12 protein-coding genes and 1 riboswitch are annotated in these 14,980 nt (G+C 73.7%); of the genes, 6 read left to right on the top strand and 6 right to left on the bottom strand.

Annotated elements, in window-relative coordinates; translation table 11 throughout:
• Nucleotides 1-151: 151 nt before the first annotated feature.
• The gene (locus AB0F62_RS05590; protein WP_361792506.1) at nt 152-1,666 is read right to left on the bottom strand and encodes a 4-hydroxyphenylacetate 3-hydroxylase N-terminal domain-containing protein; all 1,515 of its coding nucleotides are present in this window, start codon (nt 1,664-1,666) and stop codon (nt 152-154) included.
• Nucleotides 1,667-1,825: 159 nt separating this feature from the next.
• Between AB0F62_RS05590 and AB0F62_RS05595 the strand changes: the two genes are divergently transcribed.
• The 3 genes from AB0F62_RS05595 to AB0F62_RS05605 all read left to right on the top strand — a co-directional run bounded on the left by AB0F62_RS05595 (nt 1,826) and on the right by AB0F62_RS05605 (nt 6,716).
• The gene (locus AB0F62_RS05595; protein WP_361792508.1) at nt 1,826-4,648 is read left to right on the top strand and encodes an AAA family ATPase; all 2,823 of its coding nucleotides are present in this window, start codon (nt 1,826-1,828) and stop codon (nt 4,646-4,648) included.
• Nucleotides 4,649-5,245: 597 nt separating this feature from the next.
• Entirely contained in the window at nt 5,246-5,839 is a 594-nt protein-coding gene (locus AB0F62_RS05600) for a malonic semialdehyde reductase (protein WP_361792958.1), read from the top strand.
• A gap of 97 nt (nt 5,840-5,936) precedes the next feature.
• Complete coding sequence (locus AB0F62_RS05605; protein ID WP_361792510.1) at nt 5,937-6,716, top strand: hypothetical protein; 780 nt, start codon at nt 5,937-5,939, stop codon at nt 6,714-6,716.
• A gap of 84 nt (nt 6,717-6,800) precedes the next feature.
• On the opposite strand, the gene AB0F62_RS05610 is transcribed toward AB0F62_RS05605, so the two are convergent.
• The 4 genes from AB0F62_RS05610 to gcvT form a co-directional block, all read right to left on the bottom strand.
• Complete coding sequence (locus AB0F62_RS05610) at nt 6,801-8,186, bottom strand: L-serine ammonia-lyase (RefSeq protein WP_361792512.1); 1,386 nt, start codon at nt 8,184-8,186, stop codon at nt 6,801-6,803.
• A gap of 152 nt (nt 8,187-8,338) precedes the next feature.
• Nucleotides 8,339-9,610: a serine hydroxymethyltransferase gene (gene glyA, locus AB0F62_RS05615; protein WP_361792514.1), complete on the bottom strand. Its 1,272-nt coding sequence runs from the start codon at nt 9,608-9,610 to the stop codon at nt 8,339-8,341.
• A gap of 58 nt (nt 9,611-9,668) precedes the next feature.
• A complete protein-coding gene (gene gcvH / locus AB0F62_RS05620; protein ID WP_361792516.1) occupies nt 9,669-10,049 on the bottom strand; it encodes a glycine cleavage system protein GcvH in 381 nt (126 codons plus the stop codon).
• Between the two features lie 84 nt (nt 10,050-10,133).
• Entirely contained in the window at nt 10,134-11,246 is a 1,113-nt protein-coding gene (gcvT, locus tag AB0F62_RS05625; protein ID WP_361792518.1) for a glycine cleavage system aminomethyltransferase GcvT, read from the bottom strand.
• 180 nt (nt 11,247-11,426) lie between these two features.
• Nucleotides 11,427-11,527, bottom strand: a riboswitch (glycine riboswitch).
• Between the two features lie 269 nt (nt 11,528-11,796).
• On the opposite strand from gcvT, the gene AB0F62_RS05630 reads away from it, so the two are divergent.
• Nucleotides 11,797-12,378: an AAA family ATPase gene (locus AB0F62_RS05630; RefSeq protein ID WP_361792519.1), complete on the top strand. Its 582-nt coding sequence runs from the start codon at nt 11,797-11,799 to the stop codon at nt 12,376-12,378.
• 34 nt (nt 12,379-12,412) lie between these two features.
• Here AB0F62_RS05630 and AB0F62_RS05635 read toward each other — a convergent pair whose 3' ends face one another.
• On the bottom strand, nt 12,413-13,132 hold the full coding sequence (locus AB0F62_RS05635; protein ID WP_361792521.1) for a hypothetical protein: 720 nt from the start codon (nt 13,130-13,132) through the stop codon (nt 12,413-12,415).
• Between the two features lie 189 nt (nt 13,133-13,321).
• Here AB0F62_RS05635 and AB0F62_RS05640 point away from each other — a divergent pair, with 189 nt between their 5' ends.
• The gene (locus AB0F62_RS05640; RefSeq protein ID WP_361792960.1) at nt 13,322-14,098 is read left to right on the top strand and encodes an enhanced serine sensitivity protein SseB; all 777 of its coding nucleotides are present in this window, start codon (nt 13,322-13,324) and stop codon (nt 14,096-14,098) included.
• Between the two features lie 72 nt (nt 14,099-14,170).
• Nucleotides 14,171-14,956 (top strand): enhanced serine sensitivity protein SseB C-terminal domain-containing protein, encoded by a 786-nt coding sequence (locus AB0F62_RS05645; RefSeq protein ID WP_361792523.1) that lies wholly within the window; start codon nt 14,171-14,173, stop codon nt 14,954-14,956.
• The last annotated feature ends 24 nt before the right edge of the window (nt 14,957-14,980 follow it).

The raw sequence follows: 14,980 nt of genomic DNA on the forward strand, positions 1-14,980 counted from the left end.
TGAGCGTAGAGAACTCCATGATCACTTTGGCTCGTGCCTGCTCTACTTCCGGGTGCCTGCCATCAACTCCACACCCGCCTACTGCCGAGCCCTCTTAGGCCGCCGCCTCCGGGCCGCGTCGTCACATGCCCTGGCCCGGGCCCGGCGGCCCCTACGAGGCGTCCTGCCGGCGGGCGTAGTCCGCCTGGGCCGTGTAGGCGGTGTCCTGGACCTCCTCGCCGCCCTCGATGCCGCAGACCTTGCGGGCGAGGTCGGCGACCGGCCCGCGCGGGGACAGCTCCGCACGCTTCATCGTGAGGGTGCGGATCGCCAGCAGGGGCGTGCCGTTGAAGTTCTCGAAGACGCTGATGCGGTCGCCCCAGTCGGACAGGAACAGGTCGCGGATCACCCGGCTGATCTTCAGCCGGTCGTGCGGCCTGCCGACCGGTCCGGTCTGCAGCGCCTCCAGCCACGGCCGCAGCTCCGGGCGCTGCCACTGGCCCTCGGTGGGGAAGATCAGCGACGCGCGGCCCGCGAGGTCGACGACCTCGTTCACCATCCGGGCGATGTTCTCCAGGTAGTAGGCCCGGCCGTAGTCGAACATCAGGACGTTCGGCTTGTAGAGGCCGCCCGGGGTGGTGAAGCCCTCGTCCTCGGACGCGATCACGTGCGCCTTCAGCGTCTGGTGGAAGCCGGCGAACTGCGAGATCCGCGTCTGGACGGGAGGCAGCTGGTAGGTGCCGATGTGCTCGGTGATCAGCAGGGTCAGACCCAGCATCAGTTCGGCGCGCACCATCTGCCGGACCAGCGCCTGGTAGTGCAGCCAGTCGAAGACGCGCTGCGGGTAGAGCGAGGCGTGCTGGGGGTTGCCGATGTGGAACACCCGGTCCCAGGGGATCAGCACGTCCTCGAAGAGGATGACGCTGTCCAGCTCGTCGCCCTGCGAGGCGAGCGGGTGCTCGACGTCCTCGCCGTCACGGACGTTGCTCTCCCGGCAGATGATCGTCACGCCCGGGGCGTTCGGCGGGACCGCGCCGAAGATGACCTGCTCCGGCAGGATGCCCGGCCGGTAGAAGACCCCGATGTGGATCCAGTCGCCGAAGGCCGCGCCGGTGCCGATGGCCTTCACGCCCCGCACCGTGATGCCCTCGTCCGAGGTGGCCACGACCTGCAGCGCCGGCGACTCCGCCTGGGCGGACTCGCGGGAGCGGTCGGTCTGCGGGTCCACGAAGGCCGGTGTCGCGTTGAGGTCGCCGTCCCGCACGACGTTCCAGAAGTCGCGGATCCCCTCGGTGAGGTCCCGGCCGCCGGTGCCCACCGACTGGCTGCTCCACGGCTCGGGGTCGTCGACGTAGGTCAGCAGGACGTAGTTGTTGACGTCGGGTGTGCGCGGGGTCGCGCCGCCGCCGAGCTCGCGCAGCACCGTCTCCATGTAGCGGCGCTTGCGCTTGAGGTCGTCCTTGCTGCGGTGCTGGAACCAGGTCATCGACCGCCGCACGCCGTCCTCGTCGACGAACGTCATGACGTCCTCGAGGTCCGGGCGGTGGTGCAGGTCGTAGAACTCCGCGACCCGCCGGGCGTACGCCCTGGTCGCCGGGTGCGTGGCGACGTTGTCGACGAGTTCGTCGCCGACCCACACCTTCCGGCCGTCGTCGAGTGCCGCCAGGTATTCCTTGCCTGTACGCACGTCGTGCTCCTCTCCGAGACACGCGATCTGAACGAGCGGGAGCCTGCGCCCCGACGGGGTGAGCCGGACCCCCTGTGCGGGAAATCACCCGGGGTGAAATCGCCGGTCACAGCCCCGCGGGCATTGAGGAGGCGAGCCCTGGAGAGGCAGGCTTGCGGCATGCTCCACGGCGACGGCACGGCCCCCCGCGCGACCGGCTCCTTCCCGCTGCGGGGCCGCGACGGCGAACTCGCGGCCCTGCGTGCGGTCCTGGAGCGGGTGCTGCGCGGCGGGGGCGCCCGCGTGATCGTGGAGGGCGCCCCGGGCACCGGCAAGAGCGGGCTGCTCGGCCGGCTCGGGGAGCTGGCGCGGCAGGCCGGGTTCGAGGTGCTGTGGGTACGGGCCGACGAGCTCGACCGGTACGCGCCGCTGGCCGCGCTGCACACGGCGGTGCACGGCTCCGCGGGCGGCCGGGCCCCCGCCGCCACCGCCGACGGCAGGCTCTGGCTGCTCGACGGCATCACGGACGCCCTGGAGGCCCGCGCGCAGCGCGCACCGGTGGCGGTGCTCGTCGACGACGCCCAATGGGCCGATCCCGCCACTCTGTTCGCCCTGCGGACGCTCCCCGCGCGGCTGTCCGCCTCCCGGGTCCTGTGGGTGGCGGCGGTGCGGTCGGGCGCCGACCGGACGGACGTCAGCCGGCTGGACGACGCCTTCCGGGACCAGGGGGCGCTGCGGCTGAGCCTTGGCCCACTGCCGCCCGCGGCCCTGCGGGAGCTTGCCGCGGACGTCCTCGGGGCGGCGCCCGGACCCGCCCTCGCCCGGCTCCTGGAGGGCAGCGCCGGCAACCCCTTCCTGGCGACCGAACTCCTGCGGGCACTGCGCGACGCGGGCGCGTACGGGATCGAGGACGGTACGGCCGTCCCCCTCACCCGGGAGGTGCCCGCGCGGTTCCGGCGCAGCGTCGAGGGACGCCTGGACCGGCTTCCCGAGGACGCCCTGCGCCTGCTGCAGGTCGGTGCCGTGCTGGGCCGCGAGTTCGACCTCGGCACCGCCGCCCGCATGCTCGGCCGGCCGGTCGGCGGGCTGCTGTCCGCGGTCGACGGCGCGCTCGGCGCCGATCTGCTGGTGAGCGCCGGGAGCAGGTTCGCCTTCCGCCACGATCTGATTCGGCAGGCCGTCCACGACGAGCTGCCGCCCCCCGTGCGCTCCGCCCTGCACCGTGAGGCGGCGGACATCCTGGGCGGCACCGGGGGGGCGCGGGCGGAGATCGCCTGGCACCTGCTGCTCGCCGGCGGGAACGTCGACGACGCCGCCGTGCGCACCCTGACCGCGGCCGTCCACGAACTGTCGCGGACCGTCCCGGAGTCCGCCGCCGACCTGGCCCTGCTGGCCGCCGGTCTGCTGCCCGCGGGGGATCCGCGCCGGGTCGGGCTGCTCACGGACGCCGCCGGACTGCTGGGCTGGACGCGCCGTGTGCACGAGGCCCTCGACCTGGTCGACACCACCATCTCCGAGGGGGTCGAACCCGCCCAGGAGGCCGCGCTGCGGCTGGTGGGCGGTGAGATCCACCAGGCGGCGGGGGACGGCACGGCCGGCATGACCCATCTGCGGCAGGCGCTGCGGCTGCCCGGCCTCCCCGAGGACCTGCGCGTCCGGCTGCTCAAGGCCAAGGCCATCGGGCACATCCACAGCGGAGAGATCGCCGCCGCCGAGCGCACCGACACCGGACTCGTCGAGGCGGCGTACCGCAGCACCGACCCGGCCGTCGTCGTCAGCGCCATGGTCTTCGAGTCGCAGACGGCCTTCTACCGGGGCCGGGTGACCCGTGCCGTCGGCCTCGCCGAGGACGCCGCCCGCCGCGCCGCCGCGGCCTCCTACGGACTGCGGGTGCGGCCGCCCCGCATTCCGGCCCTCTGGCTCGGCACCGTCCTCGCCTCGGCGGACCGGCTGCGGGACGCCCCGGGGGTGCTCGGCGAGGGACAGCGCACCGCGGAGTCCCTCGGCCTCGGCTGGTCGCTGCCGCACTGGCACGCCTGCCGGGCGACGGTCCTCCTGGAGAACGGCGCCCTCGACGACGCGGCCGTCGAGGCGGAGGCCAGCCTCTCCGTGGCCGGTGAACTGGAGGCCGTCCGCGCGGTGCCCCTCGCCCGCGCGGTGCTGGCCCTGGTCGACACCGCGCGCGGCGACCTCGTACGGGCCCGGGCGCATCTGACGGTCGCCGCGGCCGCGGCACCCGACGGGACGTGCCACGACCCGTGGACGGTGCTCGCCCGCGCCCGGGTCCTGGAGTCGGAGGGCCGCGCCGCCGCCGCGGCCGAGGCGCTCACCGCCCTCCACGCGGGCGACCGCACGGCATGGCTGCTCGCCCTGCCGCCCGGCCACTGGGCCCGCCTGGTCCGTACCGCACTGCGCGGCGGCGACCGGGAGACGGCCGAGGCGCTGGCGGAGGTCGTGCGCGCGGTGGCGGGCGAGGACGGGGCCCAGGACGTGATGCGCACCGTACGGGACCACGTCGACGGCCTCCTGCACGACGACCACGGCGCCCTGGAGGCCGCCGTCGCCGGCCACCGCCGTGGGGGCAGGGGCCCGGCGCTGGCCGCCGCGTGCGAGGACCTGGGCGCCCTGATGACCGCGCGGGGCCGCACGGATGGCGCGGTCCGCGTGCTGGGGGAGGCCGAGCGGCTGACCGCGGCGGCCGGAGCCGTCCACGACACCGAGCGGGTGCGCCGGCAGCTGCGCGTCCTCGGGGTGCGGACCCCCGGGGAATCCCGCGGCGCGGTCGCCGCGTACGGCTGGGACAGCCTGACCGAGTCCGAGCTCAAGGTGGTGCCCCTCGTCGCCGAGGGCCTCACCAACCGGGCCATCGCCGACCGCCTCTTCCTCTCCGTCCACACCGTCAACACCCACCTGAAGCACGTGTTCGCCAAACTCGGCATCAACACCCGGGTCCAGCTGGCCCGGCTGGCCGTGGAGCGGGACGGGACGGGCGACCGCGCCTGACCGCGCGGGCCGCGAAGATCCCTTGAATGGGCGATGCCCGCGCCTTCGCTCCTCCCGATGCTGGTGACGGGGCAGGCCACCGCACCGGTGGCCGCCCCGCGCAGTCCCGGGGAGTGAACGACCATGACGACACCGCGCGGATACCGCGGTTCCCTCCAGGGCGTCGTGGCGGCGGGCGCGGCGCCGCACGGCTACACCCTGGCGCTGTGGACGGCCGCCGCGGTGACCTCGTCCGCACGGGGCACGCCGTCCGCCACGGAGGCACTGGCGCTGCTCACCGGCGCCACGCTCGCCTTCGTCGCGGTCGGGGCCGCCGCCCACGGCGGCCCGGGCCGGCCCCTGGCCCGTACGGCGGCTCCGGCCGGCCCCGTGTGGGCGGCGTTCCACCTGCCCACCGCCGCCCTCGGCGGGGCCCTTTGCGGGCTCCTGGCACGCGTCCTGTCCCGGCACCTCCTGTGGGGCCTGGTCGGGGCCACCGCCACCGCGGTCTACCTGCTGGGCGCGAGCGCCCAGTTCCGGTGGGCCGGGACCGGCCGGCGCCCCTCACCCCCGTTCCGCGCGGCCCCCGTACCTCCCGTAGCGACCGAAGGACCCGCCATGACGCTCGTGCTCGACCCCGCCGCCCAGGACCTCCTCTTCCGCGAGGCCCGCACCGCCAACGCCTTCACGGACACGCCGGTCACCGACGAGCAGGTCCAGGAGATCTACGACCTGGTGAAGTACGGCCCGACCTCCATGAACCAGCAGCCGCTGCGCGTCGTCCTGGTCCGCTCCGCGGACGCCCGGACCCGCCTGGTGCAGCACCTGGCCGAGGGCAACAAGAAGAAGACCGAGACCGCCCCCCTCGTCGCCGTGCTCGCCGCCGACAACGAGTTCCACGAGGAACTGCCCGCCGTCTTCCCGCACTTCCCGCAGGCCAAGGACGTGTTCTTCGCGGAGCGCTCGGTCCGCGAGCGGTCCGCCGCGCTCAACGCCGCGCTCCAGGTGGGCTACTTCATCATCGGCGTCCGCGCCGCCGGGCTCGCCGCCGGCCCGATGACCGGCTTCGACGCCGACGGACTCACCAAGGAGTTCTTCCCCGAGGGCGACCACTCGGTTCTGGCCGTCGTCAACATCGGCAACCCCGGCGAGGACGCCTGGTTCGCCCGCAACCCGCGGCTGGGCTACGACGAGGTCGTCACCACGGTCTGACACCGGCGGGCGCGGTGCGGCTGCTCCCGCGGAGGTATGCGAGGTGCCTCCGCCCGGACGACGACCGGCCGCACCGCCCCCGGGCAGGCTTCGGGCCATGGCGATCACCACCCCCCGCACGCGGCCCCCGCGGCCGCGGCGCCGAGCCGCCGAGCGCCTCTCCCACGCGACCGGCGCCCTCCTGGTCCTGTCGGGCCTGTGCCACCTCGTCGTGTTCGCCGTCGACGGGGGCCCGTGGGACGGCCCCGTCTCCTGGCGGAAGCCGGTCACCTTCGGGCTCTCCTTCGGCCTGACGCTGATCGCGGTCGCCTGGGTCACCTCGTACCTGGACATCGGGGCCCGTGCGCGCGCCGCCCTGCTGACGGTGTTCGCCGCGGACTGCGTGGTCGAGGTCGGCGGGATCACCCTGCAGGCGTGGCGCGGGGTGCCGTCGCATCTCAACACCGGGACCGGATTCGACACCGCCGTCGCGATGACCCTGGCCGCGGGCGGGGCCGTGCTGGTCGCCGTGTTGTCCGCCTTCGCCGTCGCGGCCTTCCGCCGCCGCCCCGCCGGCCCCACCGGGATGCCGCTCGCCCTGCGGTCCGGCTTCGGGCTCCTGCTCGTCGCCCTGCTCTCCGGCGCCGCCATGATCGCCCGCGGGGTCGTCCTCGCCCGCACCGGCCACCAGGAGGCCGCCTACGCCTCCACGGCCCCCCTCAAGCCCCTCCACGGCGTGAGCCTCCACGCCGTCCTGGTCCTCCCCGCGCTGGCCTGGCTGATGTCCCGCACACGCTGGAGCGACCCGGCGAAGACGTACATCCTCCGCGCCGCCGCCGCCCTCTACACCCTCGCGGTCGCCGCGGCGGCCCTCCGGGCGCTGCTCACCTACCGCTGACGGCCGCCCGGGAGGGCGACCAGGCCGGCGGGAACAGGACCCGGTGCCCCGGCGCGCCGAAAGAGCGCAACGGGGCCCGCGCCGTCAGCACTCGATGACGTTGACCGCGAGCCCGCCCCGCGCCGTCTCCTTGTACTTGACCTTCATGTCGGCCCCGGTCTCCTTCATGGTCTTGATGACCTTGTCGAGGGAGACGTGGTGCCGCCCGTCCCCGCGCATCGCCATGCGTGCGGCGGTGACGGCCTTGACCGCGGCCATGCCGTTCCGCTCGATGCACGGGATCTGGACGAGGCCGCCGACCGGGTCGCAGGTGAGGCCGAGGTTGTGCTCCATGCCGATCTCCGCGGCGTTCTCGACCTTCTCCGGACCGCCGCCGAGCACCTCGGCGAGGCCGCCCGCGGCCATGGAGCAGGCGGAGCCGACCTCGCCCTGGCAGCCGACCTCGGCGCCGGAGATGGAGGCGTTCTCCTTGAAGAGCATGCCGATCGCGCCCGCCGCGAGGAGGAAGCGGACGACGCCGTCCTCCTTCTCCGCCTCCGTCGTCGACTGCCCGGCCACGAAGTTCACGTAGTAGTGCAGGACGGCCGGGATGATGCCGGCGGCGCCGTTGGTGGGGGCGGTGACGACCCGGCCGCCGGCGGCGTTCTCCTCGTTGACCGCCATGGCGTAGAGGGTGACCCACTCCATGGCGTGCGCGGCCGTGTCGCCCTCGGCGCGCAGCTGGCGGGCGGTGGCCGAGGCGCGGCGGCGGACCTTGAGGCCGCCGGGGAGGATGCCCTCGCGGGTCATTCCCGCGGCGACGCAGTCCTGCATGACGCCCCAGATCTCCAGCAGGCCCGCGCGGATCTCGGCCTCGGAGCGCCAGGCCTTCTCGTTCTCGAGCATCAGGCCGGAGATGGACAGCCCGGTCTCCCGGGTGAGCCGCAGCAGCTCGTCGCCGGTGCGGAAGGGGTACGTGAGCACGGTGTCGTCGAGCTTGATGCGGTCCTCGCCGACCGCGTCCTCGTCGACGACGAAGCCGCCGCCGACCGAGTAGTAGGTCTTCTCCAGCACGGGCGCGCCGGCCTCGTCGTACGCGAAGAGCGTCATGCCGTTGGCGTGGTACGGCAGCGAGCGGCGGCGGTGCAGGATCAGGTCGTGGTCCGCGGAGAACGGGATCTCGTGGGCGCCGAGCAGGTTGATGCGGCCGCCGCTGCGGATGAGCTCGACGCGCTCGTCGGCGGTGTCGACGTCGACGGTGCGGGGGGAGTGCCCCTCCAGGCCGAGCAGTACGGCCTTGGGGGTGCCGTGGCCGTGGCCGGTGGCGCCGAGGGAGCCGAACAGCTCGGCGCGCACGGAGGCGACGCCCGCCAGCAGGCCGTCGTTCTTCAGCCGCTGGGCGAACATCCGGGCGGCGCGCATCGGGCCCACGGTGTGGGAGCTGGACGGGCCTATGCCGATCGAGAAGAGGTCGAAGACGGAAATGGCCACGGTGCGATGACTCCTCGGGTTCGCGGACCCCGTTGTCCGCGGGCGGCCGGCGGGGTGACCGCCGGGTGGTACGTGGGCGGCGTGGGTGCGCCGTACTGCTCCAGTGTGCGGGACCGTCCTCGCGGGCGGTCCCGCACACCGGGTGATGCTCGCTACTTCAGGCCGGGGTACAGCGGGTGCTTCTCGGCGAGCGCGGTGACCCGGGCGCCGAGCGCCTTGGCCGCGTCCGCGTCGAAGCCCGGCTTCAGCGCCTCGGCGATGACGTCCGCGACCTCGCGGAAGTCCTCCGCCCCGAAGCCGCGGGTGGCCAGCGCCGGGGTGCCGATGCGCAGGCCGGAGGTGACCATCGGCGGACGCGGGTCGTCCGGGACGGCGTTGCGGTTGACCGTGATGCCGATCTCGTGCAGCCGGTCCTCGGCCTGCTGGCCGTCGAGCTCGCTGTGGCGCAGGTCGACCAGGACCAGGTGGACGTCGGTGCCGCCGGACAGCACCGAGACGCCCGCCTCGGCGACGTCGGCCCGGGTCAGCCGCTCGGCGAGGATCTTCGCGCCCTCCAGGGTGCGGACCTGGCGGTCCTTGAACTCCTCGGTCGCCGCGACCTTGAAGGCGACCGCCTTCGCCGCGATGACGTGCTCCAGCGGGCCGCCCTGCTGGCCGGGGAAGACCGCGGAGTTGATCTTCTTGGCGAGCTCGGCCTTGCACAGGATGACGCCGCCGCGCGGGCCGCCCAGCGTCTTGTGCGTGGTCGTGGTGACGACATCCGCGTACGGCACGGGGGAGGGGTGCAGCCCCGCCGCCACCAGGCCGGCGAAGTGCGCCATGTCGACCATCAGGTACGCGCCGACCTCGTCGGCGATCCGCCGGAAGGCCGCGAAGTCCAGCTGCCGCGGGTACGCGGACCAGCCGGCGATGATCAGCTTCGGACGGGCTTCCTTGGCGAGGCGCTCGACCTCGGCCATGTCGACCTGCCCGGTCTCGGCGTCCACGTGGTAGGCGGCCACGTTGTAGAGCTTGCCGGAGAAATTGATCTTCATGCCGTGGGTCAGGTGCCCGCCGTGGGCGAGGTTCAGACCCAGGATGGTGTCGCCGGGGTTCAGCAGGGCGAACATCGCGGCCGCGTTGGCCTGCGCGCCCGAGTGCGGCTGGACGTTGGCGTGCTCGGCGCCGAAGAGCGCCTTGATCCGGTCGATCGCGAGCTGCTCGACCACGTCGACGTGCTCGCAACCGCCGTAGTAGCGGCGGCCGGGGTACCCCTCGGCGTACTTGTTGGTCAGCACCGAGCCCTGGGCCTGGAGCACCGCGACCGGAGCGAAGTTCTCCGAGGCGATCATCTCCAGGGTGGACTGCTGGCGGTGCAGTTCGGCGTCGACGGCGGCGGCGACGTCGGGGTCGAGCTCGTGGAGGGAGCTGTTGAGAAGCGACATCTGGGGGTCATCCGTCCCGAGGTCGGAGTGGACAGGGCGGTGCGGCGGGGCCGCGGCGTCAGCTGCCGGTGAAGGCGGTGTACTCGTCCGCGGAGAGCAGGTCGGCCGGCTCCTCGGAGATCTTCACCTTGAACAGCCAGCCGCCCTCGAAGGCCGCCGAGTTCACCAGCGAGGGGTCGTTGACGACGTCCTCGTTGACCTCGGTGACCTCGCCGGAGACCGGGGCGTACAGGTCGCTGACCGACTTGGTCGACTCCAGCTCACCGCAGGTCTCACCCGCGGAGACCGTGTCGCCGACGGCCGGGAGCTGGACGTAGACGACATCGCCGAGGGCGTTCGCCGCGTGCTCGGTGATGCCCACCGAGGACACACCGTCCGCGTCGGCGGCCGAGACCCACTCGTGCTCCTTGCTGTAACGCAGCTGCTGGGGGTTGCTCATGGCGTGATTCTCCTGGATGACGGTATGTGCTGGTGAACGGCTGTCTTGACAGGTGGGACGGCTGGGCCGGATGTGACCGGTGCCTCAGCGCTGCCGCTTGTAGAACGGCAGCGCCACCACCTCGTACGGCTCATGCGTACCGCGGATGTCCACGCCCACACCGGAGGCGCCCGGTGCGGCGTGGGCGGCGTCCACGTAGGCCATGGCGATCGGCTTGCCCAGGGTCGGGGACGGGGCGCCGGAGGTGACCTCGCCGACCACCTCGCCGCCGGCCACCACCGGGTAGCCCGCGCGGGGGACCCGGCGGCCCTCGGCGACCAGGCCGACCAGCTTGCGCGGCGGCGCGGCCTCGGCCTTCGCGGCGGCCGCGGTCAGCGCCTCGCGGCCGACGAAGTCACCCGGCTTGTCGAACTTCACGACCCGGCCGAGCCCGGCGTCGAAGGGGGTGAGCGCGGTGGTCAGCTCGTGCCCGTACAGCGGCATGCCCGCCTCCAGGCGGAGCGTGTCGCGGCAGGACAGGCCGCACGGCACCAGGCCGGCGTCCGCGCCCGCCTCGGTCAGCGCCTGCCACAGCTTCTCGGCGTCGCCCGGCGCGACGAACAGTTCGAAACCGTCCTCGCCGGTGTAGCCCGTGCGGGCGATGAGCGCGGAGACGCCGGCGACCGTGCCGGGCAGGCCCGCGTAGTACTTCAGCCCGTCCAGGTCGGCGTCGGTGACCGACTTCAGGATGCCGGGGGACTCCGGGCCCTGGACGGCGATCAGCGCGTACGCGTCCCGGTCGTCGCGGACGGCGGCGTCGAAGCCCGCCGCGCGCTCGGTCACCGCGTCCAGCACGACCTGGGCGTTGGAGGCGTTGGCGACGACCATGTACTCCTCGTCGCCGAGCCGGTAGACGATCAGGTCGTCGAGGATGCCGCCGTCGGGCGCGCAGATCATCGTGTACCGGGCGCGGCCCACGGCCAGCGCCGAGATGTGGCCGACCAGCGCGTGGTCCAACGCCTGGCCGGCGGCCGGACCGGTGACCGTGATCTCGCCCATGTGGGACAGGTCGAAGAGACCGGCCCGGGTCCGCACGGCGGTGTGCTCGTCGCGCTCGCTGGCGTACCGCAGCGGCATGTCCCAGCCCGCGAAGTCGGTCATCGTGGCGCCGAGGGCGCGGTGCAGCGCGTCCAGTGCGGTACGGCGGGGTTCACTCATCGGGCGGGCTCCCAAGGCGAGGAAGAGACAGGTGGGCGATGACGGGGGGCTGGTCCTCCCCATCTGTCATCGGAACCTGAGAGGTTCACCTGGACCCTCCGAGCGGAGGAGTCCCGGCTTGCACCTTGGGTGGGGCGGCACCCCCGTGACCGGGAGGGCTCGCCCGCTTTTCAGATCTGCCTCGAACGCGCGGTATCTGTGCCTGAGAGATTCAAGGGAGGACTTGCTCCTTCGGCGCCCCGCCCGCCGCAGCGGTGCGGAAACTCTCCCGCGCGGCCTCGAACGGCCTATATGAGATTGAGGCCGCCATCATTGCACGGGCGCCCGCCGTTGTCGCGATCGCGTCGCGGATGTCCCGGTCCGGTCCCGATCCGGTAGTAACGCCGCCGTTTCTCTGGGTAGGCAAAGACACAGGATTTACCATTTCTTGAACGTCGGACCCGGAGGGCGAACTGTGCGGTGGCAGAGTGCGTATGCGACGGCCGGGGGTCCGGCCGTATCCCGGCCGGCACCGGCGCGGGCCGGGGAGGCGCGCCGCGGGGGCCGCGCCGTGCGGCCTCGCCGGCTGCTCGATCTGCGGCGGGGGCGGCGGCCGGTGCGCACCCTGCGCTACCCGCCGGGTGACGTCCTGGTCGTCTCCGGCCTGCCGGGCGGAGGCAAGAGCACCCTCATGCGGCGCGCGGCGGGCGGGGCCCGCCTGATCGACTCACAGGACGTCAGGGAGCGCTGGCAGGCCCGGATGCCGCGGCTGTTGCCGTACGCGTTCTACCGCCCCCTGGTGCGGATCGCGCACTACACGGGACTGTGGCGGGCGCTGCGTTCGGGTGACAGCGTCGTACTGCACGACTGCGGCACCCAGCGATGGGTGCGGTCCTGGGTCGCCCGCGACGCGCGGCGGCGCGGACGGGGGATGCACCTGGTCCTGCTGGACGTCCCGGTGCGGACGGCCCTCGACGGCCAGCGCGAGCGCGGCCGGGGGGTGTCCGGGTACGCCATGGCGCGGCACCGCAACGCCTCCCGACGCCTGCTGGCCGAGGCGGAGGCGGGCCGGCTGCCCCGCGCCTGCGCCTCCGCGGTCCTCCTGGACCGTGAAGCGGCCCGGGAGCTCGAGGCCATCGACTTCGACGGCTGAGCGACCGGGCCGCGACACGGAAGGTGCGCTACCGCTACGGAACCTGCTGTTCCTCGGGGGACAGCGGCGCCTCCGGGGACAGCGGCGCCTCGGGGGACAGGGGCGCCTCGTATGCCGGCTCCTGTCCCTGGTCGTTCAGGGGCAGCGGAACCGGAACCGGAAGCGGAAGCGGCAGCGGAAGCGCGCCCGTGAGCAGCTTCGGCACCGCCAGCAGCAGGGCCTGCAGATCGGCGACGACCTGGGCCACGCCGGCCGTCACCCCCGCGAGGTCCTTGGCGACCACCTTGGCCAGCAGATCCGTCACGTCCGCGACCAGCTGGTTGAGCGCGTTCTTGACGTCGGTGACGGCGTCCGCGGCGCCCTGGTCGCCCTCCCCGCCGACCTGAGGGGCGGCCGGGTCCTGGGCCGCCGGGTCGATGACGTCGGGAGATACCGCACCGGCCTGGTCGAGGACCGAGGCCAGCTGCCGGCTCGCCTCCTCCAGACCCCTGCGGAGGTCCTCCAGCTTCGCCGAGTCGGGGCTCTCGGCCTGGGCCTCCTGGGTGACCTTGGCGCCGATGGACAGCGTGTCACCCAGCTTGGCGATGAGTTCGGCGTTGCCCGTGTCCGCCGCCCGGGCGGCGAGGTGCTCGACCTGTGCGGCCGTGGTCCGGGTGGGGGCGTGGGCACTCGCGACACCGCCGGTGAGGCCCATCGTCAGCGCGGCGCAGACCGCCGCCGCTATGAGGGTGGAGTTGATCCTGGTGATGCGCATGTCGAGATATCTCCCAGTTGAGGGTTTTCTCCTTGCTCGTCCTACCTTCGGAGCCGCTGTGACGCTTCGCAACCGGACGATCGCATCGTGTGACGAACGCGGGATGCGGGGGTCGCCGTCGCCCGCCGCCGGATAGGGTTTCCGGGGAGGGCACCACCACAGGAACTTGCGAGGCGAGACGCAGTGAACATCCCGGGGCAGCGGATACCGGACGGCTTCGCCCCGACGGGGCACGGCGTCGGCGGCTGGCCCGCCAACGAACTCGAGGAAGTGCTCTCGGCGGCGCTCGGCGACCCCGGGGCCACGGCCCGCGTCCTGGAGGTGCTCGGCCGCTCGCAGTTGTGGATTCCGCTGCCGAACGGCGGCGGCCCGGACAGCGCCGACCTCGACCTGCCGACGATCGAACTCGACGGCGGCGTGTACGTTCCGGTCTTCACGTCCGAGCAGCAGTTCCTCGCCGCCGGTTCCGGCATGAGCTTCGCGGTCGCCCCCGCCCGCGAGTTCGCCCGCGGGCTGCCCCCGCAGCTGGGGATCGCCGTCAACCCCGGTGGCGCGGTGGGCATTCCGCTCCCGCCCGCCGCCGTGATGGAGCTGTGCCGCACCGACCGCGAACCCGGCACCCCGACCGGCGCCCGGGTCCGGCTGTGGGAACCCTCGCCCGACGAGGAGCCGGTGGACTTCCTGGCCGCCGCCGCGGGCGAGTTCGCCGTCACCCCGGTCGTGCTCTCGGCGCGCCGCGCGCTGGCCAGCGTCGAGGGCGACCCCGCCACGCTGTTCATCGGCGTCGAACTCGACCGCTGGCAGGAGGAGGACCGGGCCGCCGCCATGGCCGCCCTCGGGCGCGCGCTCGGCGCGGCCCCGCTGCCGTGGCAGGTGAATCTGGTGCTGCTGGACGTCGCACAGGACCCCGTCGGCGACTGGATGCTGGAGCGCGTGCGACCCTTCTATGTCGGCGCGGGCGCATAACCTGGGTCCGACACCCGAAGCATTCGGCGAAGCAGACGACGCGGACGACACGGACGCGGGAGGGCGGGACACGTGAGCGCGGGCGTGGCAGGGGGCGGGAGTCTGGAGCATGCGCTCCGGCAGGTGACGCCCGGGGGGTACGACGCCTACGAGAATCTGCTGCGGAACCTCGCGGACGGCCGGCTGTGGATGCTGCTCTGGCAGGGCTCGCCCGGCGGGGCCGACGCGCAGTACGGCAACATGGAGGTCGCCGGGTACGGTTACGCCCCCTGTGTGACCTCCGCGCAGGAGCTGACCGCCAGTGGCTGGAACCGGGCCCACGAGGTGGTCTCCGGCCGTGAGATCGCCGCCTCCCTCTTCCCCGACCGGTGGGGCCTGTGGCTCAACCCGCACGCCCCCGGCGGCGGCGTGGGCATCCCCTGGCTCGATCTGCGCCGCGTCTGCCTCGGCCTCGACCGGGCCCCGGCCGGGCCGCTGCGGATCGGCGAGCCCGCGCTCCAGATCCCCCACTACTACGCCCTGTTGTGCCAGCAGGCCCATCGCGCTCCGGCGGTCCGCTCGCTGCGGCGCGCCTGGGTCCAGCCGGCGGTCGGCGAGCCGTATCTCGCGATCGGCGTCGACCTGTACGACGCCGGCCCGCAGGCCGCGGAAACGGTGCGCCTGATGATGCAGTCCGCCCTGGGGGCGGTGCCGCAGGGACTGCCCGTCGCCACGGTCGCCCTCACGGACGAGTACGACCCGGTCGGCATGTGGATGCGGGCCTCGGCGCAGCCCTTCTACTCCCGGGACGCCCATGGCGCACCGGGTGCGCCCGGCGCCCCCGGCGCGACGTACGGCTGGGCCCCGCAGCCCTACTGACGCCTCCGGCGGTCCCCGGCGGTG

The organism is Streptomyces sp. NPDC026673 (assembly GCF_040638135.1).
GTDB lineage: Bacteria > Actinomycetota > Actinomycetes > Streptomycetales > Streptomycetaceae > Actinacidiphila.